Below are 14,434 nucleotides of genomic sequence, written 5' to 3'. Positions count from 1 at the left end.
GGCCTGGATTCCCATGAAGAATTTTCTTCTCGTCACCGCCCCGCGCATCCTGCTTGGGCTGATTTTCCTCATCAGCGCCGTCGACGGTTTCTGGTGGCTCGCTACGGGCATGAACCTGATCCATCCGCCGACCAGCGCGCGGGGCGCTGCCTTCGAGGCGGCCTTGCAGGATTCCGGCTTCTTCTGGCCCTTCGTGAAGGCGATCAACCTGACCGGGGGCCTGAGCCTGATCTCCAACGTCGTGCCGGCCTTCGGGCTCGCGCTGATCGCGCCGGTGATGGCGGTAATCGTGCTCTTCCACGCCACGATCAACCCGCAGGGTCTGCCGGTGGCGGCGGTCCTCGTCGTCCTGGGGCTGCCGCTGGTCTGGGCCTACCGGGACCGTTATGCGGAGATGTTTCGGTAAGCCTTTAGGCCCTGGAACCATCGTGTCATTCCGGGCGGAGCGAAGCGGAGGCCCGGAATCCATCATGGAGCGCAGCGCCCTTCGATGGATCCCGGATCAGCGCCGCTATCGCGGCTTGTCCGGGATGACGGCGTTCAGATCAGATCAGAACGAAAAGTCTCTGAGCCGCTCGCCCAGCAATCCGATCCGGTCGGCGGCGACATTGGCGATGGCGATGCGCAGATGGTTTTCCTGTCCGGGGCCGAAATAGGGGCCGGGCAGGGCGAGCACGCCGCGCTCCTGCGCCAGCCGGCGGACGATTTCGGCCGCCTTTGCGCCCGCGAAGGGATGCGCGACATAGGCGAAATAGGCTCCGGCCGAGAGCACGCGCCAGCCGTTCAGCGGCGCCAGAGTCTCGCGGAAGAGGCCGGCGCGGGTGTTGATCTCGGCGCGGTTGCGCTCGCGCCAGTCGCGGATGCCGTCGATGCCCCAGGTCACGGCGGCCTGACCGGCCCGGACGGGGCTGATCTGCACGCAGTCGAGCACCTTGCCGATCTGGGCGAGGACTTGTTCGCCGGCCGTGATCGCGCCGAGGCGCCAGCCCGGAACGGCATAGGCCTTCGAGAAGCTGTAGAGGCCGATCACGGAATCCTGCCAGTCGCTTGCGCAGAAAACCTCATGCGGCCTGGCAAGGCCCTCGGGCAGGAAGTCGCGATAGGTTTCGTCGAGCACGAGCCAGAGGCCGCGCCTTGCGCAGAGCGCGGCGAAGGCGGCGATGGTCTGCGGCGGATAGACGGCGCCGGTCGGGTTGTTCGGCGTCACCAGCACAATGGCGCGGGTGCGTTCGTCGATCAGCGCCTCGGCAGTGGCGACATCCGGCACGAAGCCGGATTCGGGCGTGCAGGGCAGCGGGCGCGCCTCGACGCCGAGCATGGTCAGCGTCATCTCGTGGTTGAAATACCAGGGCGTCGGCAGCAGCACGTTGTCGCCGGCCCGGGCCAGCGCCATCATCGTCACGACATAGGCCTGGTTGCAGCCCGACGTGATCGCGATCTCCGCCGGCGTGAAGGGCGCGCCATAGATGCCCGCGATCTCGGCGGCATAGGCCTCACGCAAAGCGGCATCGCCGGTGATGCCGCCATAGCGGGCGCTGCCGGGCTCCGCCGCCGCTTCCGCCAGCTTCCGCAGCAGCGCTTCCGGCGGGGCCGAGCCGGGCACGGCCTGCGACAGGTCGATCAGCGGTCCATGGCGGCCGTCATAGGACGTGGCCCAGCCCTGTGCCTCCGGAATCGGCGGAGTGCCGGTATCGATCAGGTCGGGATTCAGCGCGGGAGTGAGTGTCGGCATGGTCTGTCTGGTTTGCTGCGGCGCCGGCCTTGCGTCAATCGCCTTGGAAGCGTCGCAGCAGCGTTCCATATCTGGAGGTGTTCCACTTCCATAAACCGGGCGAGCCGATGCAGGACGAGACAGAGGATGCGATCGCCGAGCTGCATGCCATGCTGGATCGCGCGGACCGGATCGTCAGCTTTACCGGCGCGGGCATCTCGACCGAATCGGGCGTGCCGGATTTCCGCTCGCCGGGCTCGCCCTGGATGGTCAACAAGCCGATCCCGTTCGAGGCCTTCGTGACGAGCCGAGAGGCGCGCAGGGAGGCCTGGCGACGCAAATTCACGATGGACGACCATTACCGCGACGCGCAGCCCAATATCGGCCATCGCGCTTTGGCGCGACTCGTGGCGGATGGGCGCTCGCCCGCCATCGTGACGCAGAACATCGACGGGCTGCACCAGGCTTCCGGCGTGCCGGAGGAGCAGGTGATCGAACTTCACGGCAACGGCACCTATGCGACCTGCCTCGATTGCGGCTGGCGGCATGAGCTCGCCGCGATCCGGCCGGCCTTCGAGGCGACGGGCGAGCCGCCGTCCTGTTTGATGTGCACCGGGCCGGTGAAATCCGCGACGATCTCCTTCGGGCAGGCGATGCCGCAGGAGGCGATGATGCGGGCGCAAGGAATGGCGCTGGAATGCGACCTCTTCCTCGTCGTCGGCTCGTCGCTCGTGGTCTTTCCGGCGGCGACGTTGCCCGTCATCGCCAAACGGCAGGGGGCGAGGCTCGTCATCCTCAACCGCGAGCCGACGGAGCTCGACGCGATCGCCGATCTCGTGATCCGGGCCGAAAGCGGCAAGGCCCTGGCGCCGCTCCTGTCCTGAGCGACAGGCCTGCACCGCAGGGCCGCGCCGATCCGGGACAAGGCACCGACTCGCTCACGGCTCCAGCTTTCCCGATGGAAAAGTGAACTTTCCGCTGGAGATTATGTGGACGAGATCTTCGGGGGTGTTCCCCGAATCCGCAGCAGTGCTATCGTAATGTCACGAATCAAGACGTTCTGCGTGGGGTGAGCGGCAAATGTCCGACGAATTCGGTGAGAGCGGGCGACCACCGATGGGTCCCATCCAGTCACTCAACCGTGTCGTGCGCCTCGATGGGCCAAGCCCTCACGCCTCGGAGGTCCCGGTCGAGACCAGCGGCTACGTCAAATGGTTCGACGTGTCGAAGGGCTACGGCTTCGTCGTTCCCGAGACCGGCGGGGCGGATGTGCTGCTCCATGTCACGACCCTGAAACGCGACGGATTCAATGCGATAGCGGAAGGCGCTCGCATCGTGCTCGAGGCGGTCGAGAAGCCGCGGGGGCGTCAGGCGGTCCGCGTTCTCTCGATCGATACGACAGTGGCGCGGCATCCCTCGGAGATGCCGCTCGCCCGCACCAACGTCACCGTGGCGCCGACGAGCGGCCTGGAGCCGATGGTGGTGAAGTGGTTCAACCGGCTGCGCGGCTTCGGCTTCGTCTCGAAGGGCGAAGGGGCGCCGGACGTGTTCGTGCATATGGAGACGCTGCGCCGCTACGGGCTCGTCGAGCTCATTCCGGGACAGACCGTGCTGGTGCGCTACGGACCGGGGCCGAAGGGGCTCATGGCTGCGGAGATTCGGCTCGAGCCGGGCGGCGCCGCTGCATCGCACTGAGGGCCTTCGACAAACCCCATCGAAACCCCTCTGGGGTTGTTGGGAGCTCTAAATTGAGAATCCGGTAAGCACGCCGGCAAGGTTATCGTCCCTTGCCGGTTTTTTATCGCGCCGGCACCCGCCTGGCGCGAATTCCGGCTGCGGTTTTTACGCTTCGTCAATCGGCCGGGCTAAGATGGAGGTCTTGCCGGAGACCTAGCGCCATCGTCCTTCTCGTCAGCGATCGTGATCAGCAGCGTCAGTCGCTGCAACGCGCGCTCTCGGTCTGGGGAGCGTGCAGGGCCTTTGACCCCGCGGAGATCGAGGAGATCCGCAAGGCTGCTGGTCGTTTGCTCATCGTCGATCTCGATCTCTCCCGGCCCGCGACGATCGTCTCGGCGAGCGCGGCGCTCGCGCCTCACCGACAGTCCGGCGCCCCCTTCCTCTTCCTTCTGCGGGACATGTCACCGCGCAGCCAGATGCAGGCCAACGCCCTCGGGGCCCAGGCGATCCTGCCGGCCGAAACGCCGCCGTCGGCGCTGCTCGACAAGGTCGGGGCCATGCTCGGTTTGCTGCGGGACAGTGGGCCGGAAACGGTTCTGCAGCGGCGATTCGTCAGGGCTTCCGCCGCATTCGCCGGCCTGCTCGAAGCCGCCGGCTCCGACGGGCCGCTGCCCGTTCAGGCGATCAACGACAGTGTCGAGGCGATCAACCGGGCGGCCGATGACGGCAATCTCGATGCCTGGCTGGATATGGTCTGGCAGCATGACGACGCCACCTACCAGCACTGCCTTCTGGTCTCTGGACTGGTCGCCGCCTTCGCCCGCAAGCTCGGCTTCGGCGAGAGCGACCGGCAATTGATGACGACGGCCGCCGTGCTGCATGATGTCGGCAAGGCGCGAATCCCGCTCGAGATCCTGCGCAAGCCAGGACGCCTGACGCCGGCGGAGCGTGCCGTCATCTGCCAGCACCCGCAGATCGGGCACGACATGCTGGTCGCGCAGGGCGGTTTCGCGCCGGCGGTGCTCGCCGCCGTGCTGTCGCATCACGAGATGCTCGACGGCTCCGGCTACCCGCATGGCATCGGCGCCGACAGAATTCCCGATCCGGTCCGGATGATCACGATCTGCGACATCTATGCCGCGCTGATCGAACGCCGTTCCTACAAGGCACCCATGTCGCCGGAGGAAGCCTTCGCCACATTGATCGGCATGGGCGACAAGCTCGACCGCGACCTCTTGCGCGCCTTCGGCAATGTGGTCCTGAGCAGCTCCGTGGCGCGGCTGGGCAAGATGACGGCGCGGCCTGCGGCCAGCGCTGCGGCCGAGGACGCGGCCTGAACCGGCTCAGACCGCGAAGGACGTGCCGCAGCCGCAGGAGCTGGTTGCGTTCGGATTGGTGATCCGGAAGGACTGGCCGATCAGGTCGTCGACGAAGTCGATGGTGCAGCCTTCGAGCAGGTCGAGCGAGGTTTCGTCGATCACGACGGTCGCGCCATCGCGCTCGATGACGAGATCGTCGGGCGCTTTCTTCTCCTCGATATCGAAGACATATTGGAAGCCGGAGCAGCCGCCGCCGGCGACGCTGACGCGCAGCATCGCGCCCGGCGGCTCCTTTGCCATCACCGAGAGAATCCGTTTCGCGGCGTTTGCCGTCACCGCGATGCCGCGCGGGTTGACCGCAAGATCGGTCGACATGGGCAGATGTTCCTTGCACCCTGGTTGTCCGTAAAGGTAATGGCCCGGCAGCGCCTCTACAAGCACGGGGCGGCGACGAGGCTGCCATGCCGCATCCGCACATCCCGACATCGGTCTTCTCAGCGGGCGCTGAGCCCGGTGAGCGCTGGCGCGCTCCTTATGCGTGCCGCTCCAGCATGAGCCGCGGCCGGCTCGTCGGTGAGCCCGCCTCGGCGACGCGGGGCGAATTCCAGCGCGATCGCGACCGCATCATCCATTCGACCGCCTTCCGACGGCTCAAGCACAAGACGCAGGTCTTCGTCTCGCATGAGGGCGACCATTACCGCACGCGGCTGACCCACACGATCGAGGTGGCCCAGATCGCCCGCGCGCTGGCGCGCGCGCTCGGTCTCGACGAGGATCTGGCCGAGGCGCTGGCGCTGGCCCATGACCTCGGCCACACGCCCTTCGGCCATACCGGCGAGGATGCGCTCGACGAATGCATGGCGGGGTTCGGCGGTTTCGACCACAACGCCCAGACGCTGAGGATCGTGACCCGGCTCGAGCAACGCTATGCCGATTTCGACGGGCTCAACCTGAGCTGGGAGACGCTGGAAGGGCTGGTCAAGCACAACGGCCCGCTGCTCGACCCCGAAGGGAAGCCGACGGCGCGCTACGCCAAAACCGGCATTCCGGCGGCGATTGTCGAATACCAGCATCGGCAGGATCTCTGGCTAGACAGCTATGCGTCGGCCGAAGCGCAGGCCGCCGCGCTCGCCGACGACATCGCCTACAACGCCCACGACATTGACGATGGCTTGCGGGCCGGGCTGTYCGGCCATGCCGCCCTGCGCTCGGTGCCGTTCCTGGCCGGGCTGCTCGACGAGATCGAGCGGCTGCATCCGGGGCTCGAAAAAGCGCGCCTGACCAATGAGCTCGTCAGGCGCGTCATCACCCGCTTCGTCGAGGATGTGATCGCAGAATCGCAGCGGCGGCTCGAGGCGCTCGCGCCCACTGAGGCCGATGCGATCAGGCGGGCAGGGCAGCCGGTCGTGGCCTTCTCCGCGGCGATCGAGGCGGCCGACCGGGACATCAAGGGCTTTCTCTACCCCAATATGTACCGTCATCCGCGCATCGCGCCGATCCGCGCCCAGGCCGCGCAGGTGGTGCGGGAGCTGTTTGCGCGCTTCAGCGCCGATCCCTTGGCGATGCCGCAGGAGTGGGCGGCGGGTTGCGACGGGCTCGATGAGCATCGCCGGATGCGCCGTATCGCCGACTATATCGCCGGCATGACCGACTGGTACGCGCTCGACGAGCATCGCCGCCTGTTTGACGTCACCCCCTCGCTGCGATAGGGCCGGGCGGCCGTACAAAAATGTTCGAGCTTGGTGAGCCCTCATCCTGAGGAGCGGCCGAAGGCCGCGTCTCGAAGGATGCTCCAGCGGTTTCCGGAGCCTCCTGGATCATCCTTCGAGACGCGCTTCGCAGAACGCTCCTCAGGATGAGGGCTCGGAAGTTTCCTGCCGACAAGATGACCACGATGAACCTGTTCGAGACCTATTCCGCTCGCCTTCACGCCGCGCTCTGGGCGCTTGCCGAGCGAAGCGCGCTTCCCGCCGGGCTCAATCTCGGGCGTGTCGTGGTCGAGCCGACCAAGGACCCGGCGCATGGCGACCTCGCCACCAACGCCGCGATGGTGCTCGCCAAGGAGGCCGGCACCAATCCGCGCGCGCTGGCCGCGTTGCTGGTGGAGGAGTTGTCGCGCGATCCCGAGATCGCAAAGGCCGAGATCGCCGGGCCGGGCTTCATCAATCTGACGCTGCAGCCGGCGGTGTTCACTGCGATCCTGAAATCCGCGATCGAGACGGGTCTCGACTATGGCCGCGGCAGGGCCAAGCCTGCGCCGAAGATCAATGTCGAATACGTCTCGGCCAATCCGACCGGGCCGATGCATGTCGGCCATGGCCGCGGCGCGGTGTTCGGCGACGCGCTCGCCCGCCTGCTCGCCTTCGCCGGCCATGATGTGACGCGCGAATACTACATCAACGATGCCGGCGCGCAGGTCGACGTGCTCGCCCGCTCGGCCTTCCTGCGTTATCGCGAGGCGCTGGGCGAGGATATCGGGGCGATTCCCGAGGGGCTCTATCCGGGCGACTACCTCAAATCGGTCGGCGAGACGCTGGCGAAGCAGTACGGTCCGGCGCTGAAGGACAAATCCGAGAGCGAGTGGCTGCCGCTCGTCCGGCAGGCCGCCATCGACGGCATGATGGCGATGATCCGCGACGATCTCGCCGCGCTCGGCGTCGTCCACGACGTCTTCTTCTCGGAGCGCTCGCTGCAGGCCGTCGACGGCAACAAGGATGCCGTCGCTGAGACGATCGAGGATCTGCGCGCGCGTGACCTGGTCTATGAAGGCCGCCTGCCGCCGCCCAAGGGCCAGAAGGACGAGGACTGGGAGGATCGCGAGCAGACGCTGTTCCGCGCCACGCAGTTCGGCGACGATGTCGACCGGCCGCTGCTCAAGTCGGACGGCAGCTATACCTATTTCGCCAACGACATCGCCTATCACCGCTCGAAGTTCACGCGCGGCTTTGCCGAGATGATCGACGTCTGGGGCGCCGACCATGGCGGTTACGTCAAGCGGATGCAGGCCGCGGTGAAGGCCGTGACCAACGGGGAGGGCTCGCTCGACGTCAAGCTCTGCCAGCTCGTCAGGCTGCTGCGCAATGGCGAGCAGGTGCGCATGTCGAAGCGCTCCGGCGACTTCGTCACGCTGCGCGAGGTCATCGACGAGGTCGGCCGCGACGCGGTGCGCTTCATGATGATCTTCCGCAAGAACGACGCGACCCTGGACTTCGATCTTGCGAAAGTGGTCGAGCAGTCGAAGGACAATCCCGTCTTCTATGTCCAGTATGCCCATGCGCGCTGCGCCTCGATCTTCCGGCAGGCCCGCGAGGCGTTCCCCGATCTCGACCTGTCCCCCGCCGCATTGTCGCAGGCGGATCTGTCGATTCTGGTGGATGAGGCCGAGGTCGGCATCGTGAAGATGATCGCCGCCTATCCGCGGATCATCGAAGGCGCGGCCACGGCCCACGAGCCGCATCGCGTGGCATTCTTCGTGCATGAACTGGCGAGCGCGTTCCATTCTCTCTGGAACAAGGGCAAAGACTCGCCGCAATTACGGTTCGTTAATCAAACTGATCGAAAGTCGACCTTGGCGAGATTGGCGTTCGTGCATGCGGTGCGCAGCGTCCTTGCTTCCGGTCTGGCGGTCGCCGGAGTTGCGGCGCCGGAAGAGATGCGCTGACGGGGCACTATTCCGGCGGCGCGCACAAGGTCAGGTTGACCGCACAGAGTTCCCGGTTCTTCCATAGGGGGAAGCGGCTTGTGCTGGAATGGATCGTACCATGAGTGAGCCAGCTAGGAATCGTTTCGCGCTCGATCTCGAGGATCTCGAGCGCCAGCTTCGGGGGGCAGGGCAGGCGCAGCGCCCCGCGCACTCGCCCGATCCGCTGGCGGAGCTGACCCGTATCGTCAGTCAGGACGATCCGCTCAAGGACATCTTCACCGAGCGCAGGCAGCAGCCTGCTGCGCCGGCGACGCGCCAGGAGCCCAGCTTCGCCGTGGTGCCGCAGCAGCCCGTCTATGTGCCGCCGCGTACGGCGCAGGCTCCTTCGCCCGTCGCCGAGCCGCCGGCCGAGATGCGCGGCGCCCTCGACGAGTTCGAGGCCCTGTTGCGCCGGACCGAGCCCGAGCGCAAGCCCGCGGCCGCGCCGGTTCAGCCCCGGCAACAGTATCAATACGACGACGAGCCCGCGGAGCAGGATTACGCTCATCCCGAGCCGGCCGCCTATTCCCGGCCGGTGCCGGCCCAAGGGGCACCAGCCGCGCGCGACCTTGACGAGGAGCAGGGCTTCTACCGGGCGCCGGTCTATCAGCAGGAACCCGCCTATGACGCCGAGGCTTCGGACCAGGGCTTCGATGCGCGGCAGCAGACCTACCATCCTCAATATGCCGAAGACGACCTGCCCGATCTCGAGCCCCGGCGCTCTCGCAAGGGCCTCTGGGCGGCGGCTGCGGTGATCGCCATTGGCGTCATCGGCGTCGGCGGAACCATGCTGCTGCGCGGCGGCTCGTCTTCGAAGAGCGGCGCGCCGCCGGTGATCGCGGCCGATAGCGGCCCGGTCAAGGTCGAGCCCGCCAATCCAGGCGGCCGGGAAATTCCGAACCAGAACAAGCAGATCTACGAGCGCTCCGCCGAAGACCCGCAGGGCAAAACCAAGCTCGTCGACAGCCAGGAGCAGCCGGTTGACATCCAGCAAGCGGCCCGCTCGATGCCCTCGCGGGTGGTTCTGCCCGGACCGGGCACCGCTTCGAGCGAAACCGCCACCGTCCCGACACCTGGTGGCGCCGAGCGCAGCATCGTAATGCCCGAGCCCGCCTTGACCCCGATGCCGCCGGTGCCGGGCCTCGGCGAGCCGCGCAAGGTCCGCACCGTCTCGATCCGTCCCGACGGCTCGCCGGCGCAGGCGGCCGCTGCCGACGCCAATGGCAACCGCCCGATCGCGACTGGCTCGGCGCCGAGCCGCTCGATCGCGGGCAGCCCGGCCAGTGCGAATCTGCCGATCGCGGCCGCCGTGCCGCCGCCGGCTGCGCCGAAGCCGCAGGAGCGCGCGACGACACCGCCGGCCGCGACCACGCCCGCCGCTCCGACCCGCCTCGCCAGCGCAGCGCCTGCCGCTCCGACGCCGGCTCCCGCCAACGCCGCGATCCGCGCCGGAACCGGCGATTTCGTGGTCCAGCTCGGGGCGCCGGGCAGTGAGCAGGAGGCGCGGGCGACCTTCGCGGCGCTGCAGCGCAAATATCCGCAGCAGCTCGGCGGTCAGTCGCCGATCGTCCGCAAGACGGAGCTCGCTGGCGGCAAGACGGTCTATCGCCTGCGCGTCGGGCCTTATTCCCGCGATGACGCCACCTCGATGTGCTCGGCGCTTCAGGCYGCSGGCGGYCAGTGCTTCATCGCCAAGAACTGAGACAGCCTCGTCTCGCCATGAAAGGGCAGCGCCTTCGGGCGCTGCCCTTTTGTTTGGCCGTCTCGCTGCGTCCATGCTCYGGCCGCCTGCGCTTTTCGTGCGAGCAGGCATGGCGCCGGGCATACTTGTCGCGCCCGAAGGCGCATGCGACTTAGCTGACAACAATCAACGATGCGTCGGAAGGCCGCGTGCCGCCGGCGCGACGCAAAGCACCAGCTGGAGGATACCCATGGATCGTCGCAACTTCGTCAAGGTCGCCGGTGTGGGCGCCGCCGGCAGCGCCGCCATCGCGGCGCCGGCGCTCGCGCAGTCTCAGCCCAAGATCAGCTGGCGGTTGACCTCAAGCTATCCCAAGAGCCTCGACACGCTCTATGGAATCTCGACCCATGTCGCCAAGCGCGTGGCGGAGGCGACCGACAACAATTTCCAGATCCAGGTCTTCGCGCCGGGCGAGATCGTGCCGGCGCTGCAGGCGCTCGACGCGGTGCAGAACGGCACGGTCGAATGCAGCCACACGCTGTCGAGCTTCTATATCGGCAAGGATCCGGCCTTCGCCTTCGAGACCTCGCTGCCCTTCGGCTTCAACACCCGCCAGCAGAACGCCTGGCTCTATCAGGGCGGCGGGCTCGAGCTCTGCCGCGCCTTCATGAAGACCTATAACTGCTACACGATCCCCTCGGGAAACACCGGCGCGCAGATGGGCGGCTGGTTCCGCAAGGAGATCAAGACGCTCGAGGATCTGAAGGGGCTGAAGTTCCGCATCGCCGGGCTCGGCGGGCGGATCATGGCGCGGCTCGGCGTGGTGCCGCAGACCATCGGCGGGGCCGACATCTATCCGGCGCTGGAGCGCGGCACGCTCGACGCGGTCGAGTTCTCCGGGCCGTTCGACGACGAGAAGCTCGGCTTCGTCCGGGTGGCGAAATATTACTACTATCCCGGTTTCTGGGAGGGCAACGCCAACGTCAGCTTCATCGCCAACCTCGATAAGTGGAACGCGCTGCCGGCGTCCTACAAGGCGATTCTCGAGGCGGCCTGCGCCGAGGCCAACGCGCTCTGCGTCGCCAAATACGATCACGGCAACCCGGATGCGCTGGTGCGGCTGGTCGGCACCGGGGCCGAGCTGCGCGCCTTCCCGCAGGAGGTGATGGCGGCCGCCTATAAGGAGGCCTTCGCCATGTATGCGGAGCTCGCCGCCAGCAACCCGCAGTTCAAGACCTTCTACGATTCCTTCCTGCCCTATTGGAAGAAGGAGCAGCTCTGGTTCCGCATCGCGGAGCTGCCCTTCGACGCCTTCAACGCGCAGAACTTCCAACAGATCAAGTGAGGCGGTCGGCACTCCGCCGTTCCCTCCCCGCCGCAAGCGGGGGAGGGGACGCGTGGTGCTTGACCGCGCCCGCGCCAGTTTCTAACCCGGTGCCATGACCTCGCGCGCCTTCATCGCCGGCTGCCTCGGCACAAGCCTCACGCCCGACGAGCGCGCCTTCTTCCGTGATGCCCGTCCCTGGGGCTTCATCCTGTTCCGGCGCAACACGCAGTCGCCCGAGCAGGTCGCGGCCTTGACGGCCGAGATGCGCGAGACCGTCGGCTGGAAGGCGCCGATCCTGATCGATCAGGAAGGCGGCCGCGTGCAGCGCATGGGGCCGCCGAACTGGCCGAAATACCCGTCGGCGCGGGCCTTCCTGACCATCAACGATGCGGTGCACCAGCGCGAGATCGTGCGGCTTTCGGCACGGCTGATGGCGCATGACCTGAAAAGCGTCGGCATCGATGTCGACTGCCTTCCGGTGCTCGACGTGCCAGTCGCCGGCAGCCACGACGTCATCGGCGACCGCGCCTACGCCTATGAGCCGGACCAGGTGGCGCGCCTCGGCCGGGCGGCGGCGGAAGGGCTTCTCGCCGGCGGCGTGCTGCCGGTCGTCAAGCACATGCCCGGCCATGGCCGGGCGCGGGCGGATAGCCACCACGACCTGCCGGTGGTGGATGCGACGCTCGACGAGCTCAGGGCGCATGATTTCCGGCCGTTCCGCCATCTCGCCGACATGCCGCTGGCAATGACGGCGCATGTGGTCTTCACTGCGCTCGATCCGAAGCACCCGGCCACCGTGTCGCGGAAGATCGTGCGCGGGATCATGCGCGAGGAGATCGGCTTCGACGGGCTGATCATGACCGACGACATCTCGATGAAGGCACTCTCCGGCACGTTCGAGGCGAAGGCCCGGGCCGCCATCCGCGCCGGGGTCGACGTCGTGCTGCATTGCCACGGCATCATGGAGGAGATGGTCGCCATCGCCGGGGTGGTGCCGGAGATGACCGGCGCACGCGCGCGCCGAGCCGCCGCCGCGCTCGGCCGCATCCGCCACGAGCCCGAGCCTCTCGATGTCACCGCCGCGCGCGCCGAGGTTGCCGGCGCCCTTGCGCTGGACGGCTGAAAAGCCGAATCTGTCCCACGGGGTTGATCACATCTTCCCGCTGGCCATCCCGGATCTCCGCTTCGAGGCATCCGGAATGACGGCGCGAGATGGGCAAGGCGGGTGAGGGCAGGCCAGCATGACGGCCGATTTGCCATTCGCGGAAGATCGCGCGCGGCGCGAGGACGAGCCTGCGCTCGTCGTCGATGTCGACGGCTATGAAGGGCCGCTCGACCTGCTGCTCGATCTCGCGCGCCGCCAGAAGGTCGACCTGCACCGCATCTCCATCCTGGCGCTGGCCGAGCAGTATCTCGTCTTCGTCGAGCAGGCGCGGGCGCTGAGGCTGGAACTGGCGGCCGATTATCTCGTGATGGCGGCCTGGCTCGCCTATCTCAAGTCGCGCCTGCTGCTGCCCGAGCCGCCGAGGGGCGAGGAGCCGAGCGCGGCCGATCTCGCCACGGCGCTCGCCTTGCGCCTGCGCCGGCTGGAGGCGATCCGGGCGGCGGCGAACAAGCTCTCGGCGCGCGAGCGGCTGGGGCAGGATGTCTTCGCGCGCGGCGCCCCGGAGGAGATCGTCGCCGGTGCCCGGCCGGTCTGGGAGGCGGAACTCTATGATCTGCTCGCGGCCTATGCGCATCAGCGGCAGAAGCGGGTGCAGGGGCATATCTCGGTCGGCCATCGCGTCGTCTGGTCGCTGGTCGAGGCGCGCGAGGCATTGCAGAAACTCGTCGGCGAAGCGGGGGACTGGACCGATATCGACCCCTATCTGACGCGTTACATGCAGGCGCATGGGCTGCCGGTGGGCGAGATGAGGGCGACTGTCAGGGCGTCGGCACTCTCGGCCATGCTGGAGATGGTGCGGGAAGGCATGCTCGACATCCGGCAGGACGACGCCTTCGCGCCGATCCATGTCCGCCGCCGCTCGGCCCGGCCGCCGGCCTTGCCCTTCGTCGGACAGGACGCCTCATGACGGCGGCGGTGGCCGAGACGCGCGACGAGGAGGATGGCGGCGGGGCGGAAGCCTTCGCGCAGGCGCTGCGCATCGTCGAGGCGCTGCTCTTCGCCTCCGCGGCGCCGCTGTCGGAGGAGGAGCTCGGCCGCTCGGTGCCGGCGGGAATCGATGTCGGACAGGTCCTGGCTCGTCTCGTCGCGTTCTACGTGGCGCGCGGCGTCAATCTGCGGCAGGTCGCCGGCGGCTGGGCTTTCAGGACGGCATCCGATCTCGGTTATCTGCTCGCCGCCGAGGCCGAGCCGCCGCGCAAGCTGTCGCGGGCGGCCCTCGAAGTGCTGGCGATCATCGCCTATCACCAGCCGGTGACGCGCGCCGAGATCGAGGAGATCCGCGGCGTCGCCACGGCCAAGGGCACGCTCGACATCCTGCTCGAGGCCGGCTGGGTGCGATTGCGCGGGCGGCGGCGCTCGCCGGGCCGGCCGGTGACCTATGGCACGACACGCGGCTTTCTCGATCATTTCGGGCTCGACCGCATCGACGACCTGCCGGGGCTCGACGAATTGAAGGGGGCGGGCTTCATCGAGGGCCGGCTGACGCGCGACCTCACCGTGCCGGTTCCCGATGACGATCCGGGTCTGCGCGACGACGAGGATCCGCTCGGCGATCTGTTCAGCCCGCTTGACGACGGCGAGGGCGGCCCGCAACAGGAGTGAGGGCGAACACTCGGCTCTCCTCGCTGGTCATCCCGGACAAGCCGCCTCTGGCGGCGCCGATCCGGGATCCATGCCTGAAGCTTACCTGGATCGGTTCAGACATGGATCCCGGGTCTAGGCATCGCTCTGCCCGGGATGACGGCCCATTTGCTGAGAGGACAAGGATTGGCGGGAAGCGAAACTGCGAGAAGCTGGCTCGGCTGGGGCCGGCGCGGGACGGCGGGAGCCGCGATCCCGATGGCGCTCGGATTCGATGGCGTGACCCAGCGC

13 protein-coding genes are annotated in these 14,434 nt (G+C 67.7%); 11 read left to right on the top strand and 2 right to left on the bottom strand.

Annotation, left to right across the window (positions count from 1 at the left end):
* A partial coding sequence (locus tag AB4Y99_RS16055) for a hypothetical protein (RefSeq protein WP_441523996.1) occupies positions 1–406 on the top strand: 406 nt, incomplete at its 5' end.
* A gap of 144 nt (positions 407–550) precedes the next feature.
* Here the strand turns inward: AB4Y99_RS16055 and AB4Y99_RS16050 are convergent.
* Positions 551–1,732: an aminotransferase gene (locus AB4Y99_RS16050; RefSeq protein ID WP_441523995.1), complete on the bottom strand. Its 1,182-nt coding sequence runs from the start codon at positions 1,730–1,732 to the stop codon at positions 551–553.
* 107 nt (positions 1,733–1,839) lie between these two features.
* Between AB4Y99_RS16050 and AB4Y99_RS16045 the strand changes: the two genes are divergently transcribed.
* The 3 genes from AB4Y99_RS16045 (at position 1,840) to AB4Y99_RS16035 (ending at position 4,725) form a co-directional block, all read left to right on the top strand.
* The gene (locus AB4Y99_RS16045; RefSeq protein ID WP_441523994.1) at positions 1,840–2,595 is read left to right on the top strand and encodes an SIR2 family NAD-dependent protein deacylase; all 756 of its coding nucleotides are present in this window, start codon (positions 1,840–1,842) and stop codon (positions 2,593–2,595) included.
* Between the two features lie 196 nt (positions 2,596–2,791).
* A complete protein-coding gene (locus tag AB4Y99_RS16040) occupies positions 2,792–3,406 on the top strand; it encodes a cold-shock protein (RefSeq protein WP_441523993.1) in 615 nt (204 codons plus the stop codon).
* A gap of 329 nt (positions 3,407–3,735) precedes the next feature.
* Positions 3,736–4,725: an HD-GYP domain-containing protein gene (locus AB4Y99_RS16035; protein ID WP_441523992.1), complete on the top strand. Its 990-nt coding sequence runs from the start codon at positions 3,736–3,738 to the stop codon at positions 4,723–4,725.
* A 6-nt stretch (positions 4,726–4,731) separates the two neighbouring features.
* Here AB4Y99_RS16035 and AB4Y99_RS16030 read toward each other — a convergent pair whose 3' ends face one another.
* A complete protein-coding gene (locus AB4Y99_RS16030; RefSeq protein WP_038365549.1) occupies positions 4,732–5,082 on the bottom strand; it encodes a HesB/IscA family protein in 351 nt (116 codons plus the stop codon).
* 86 nt (positions 5,083–5,168) lie between these two features.
* On the opposite strand from AB4Y99_RS16030, the gene AB4Y99_RS16025 reads away from it, so the two are divergent.
* From AB4Y99_RS16025 to scpB, 7 genes are all read left to right on the top strand, one after another.
* On the top strand, positions 5,169–6,416 hold the full coding sequence (locus AB4Y99_RS16025; RefSeq protein ID WP_441523991.1) for a deoxyguanosinetriphosphate triphosphohydrolase: 1,248 nt from the start codon (positions 5,169–5,171) through the stop codon (positions 6,414–6,416).
* Positions 6,417–6,601: 185 nt separating this feature from the next.
* Complete coding sequence (gene argS / locus AB4Y99_RS16020; protein WP_191124301.1) at positions 6,602–8,368, top strand: arginine--tRNA ligase; 1,767 nt, start codon at positions 6,602–6,604, stop codon at positions 8,366–8,368.
* Positions 8,369–8,468: 100 nt separating this feature from the next.
* Positions 8,469–10,091 carry an SPOR domain-containing protein gene (locus AB4Y99_RS16015; protein ID WP_441523990.1) on the top strand — a complete coding sequence of 541 codons (1,623 nt, stop codon included), beginning with the start codon at positions 8,469–8,471 and terminating at the stop codon, positions 10,089–10,091.
* 229 nt (positions 10,092–10,320) lie between these two features.
* Complete coding sequence (locus AB4Y99_RS16010) at positions 10,321–11,415, top strand: TRAP transporter substrate-binding protein (protein WP_038365551.1); 1,095 nt, start codon at positions 10,321–10,323, stop codon at positions 11,413–11,415.
* A 94-nt stretch (positions 11,416–11,509) separates the two neighbouring features.
* Positions 11,510–12,520 carry a beta-N-acetylhexosaminidase gene (nagZ, locus tag AB4Y99_RS16005; RefSeq protein ID WP_441523989.1) on the top strand — a complete coding sequence of 337 codons (1,011 nt, stop codon included), beginning with the start codon at positions 11,510–11,512 and terminating at the stop codon, positions 12,518–12,520.
* A 118-nt stretch (positions 12,521–12,638) separates the two neighbouring features.
* Positions 12,639–13,469 (top strand): segregation and condensation protein A, encoded by an 831-nt coding sequence (locus AB4Y99_RS16000; protein WP_051988285.1) that lies wholly within the window; start codon positions 12,639–12,641, stop codon positions 13,467–13,469.
* Entirely contained in the window at positions 13,466–14,164 is a 699-nt protein-coding gene (gene scpB, locus AB4Y99_RS15995; RefSeq protein ID WP_441523988.1) for an SMC-Scp complex subunit ScpB, read from the top strand. The genes AB4Y99_RS16000 and scpB overlap by 4 nt, the downstream gene beginning before the upstream one ends.
* The last annotated feature ends 270 nt before the right edge of the window (positions 14,165–14,434 follow it).

Source organism: Allobosea sp. TAB14 (assembly GCF_052113865.1).
GTDB classification, from domain to species: domain Bacteria; phylum Pseudomonadota; class Alphaproteobacteria; order Rhizobiales; family Beijerinckiaceae; genus Allobosea; species Allobosea spartocytisi.
The sequence above is the reverse complement of the archived record's forward strand: the minus strand, read 5'-3'. Positions and strand labels throughout refer to the sequence as shown.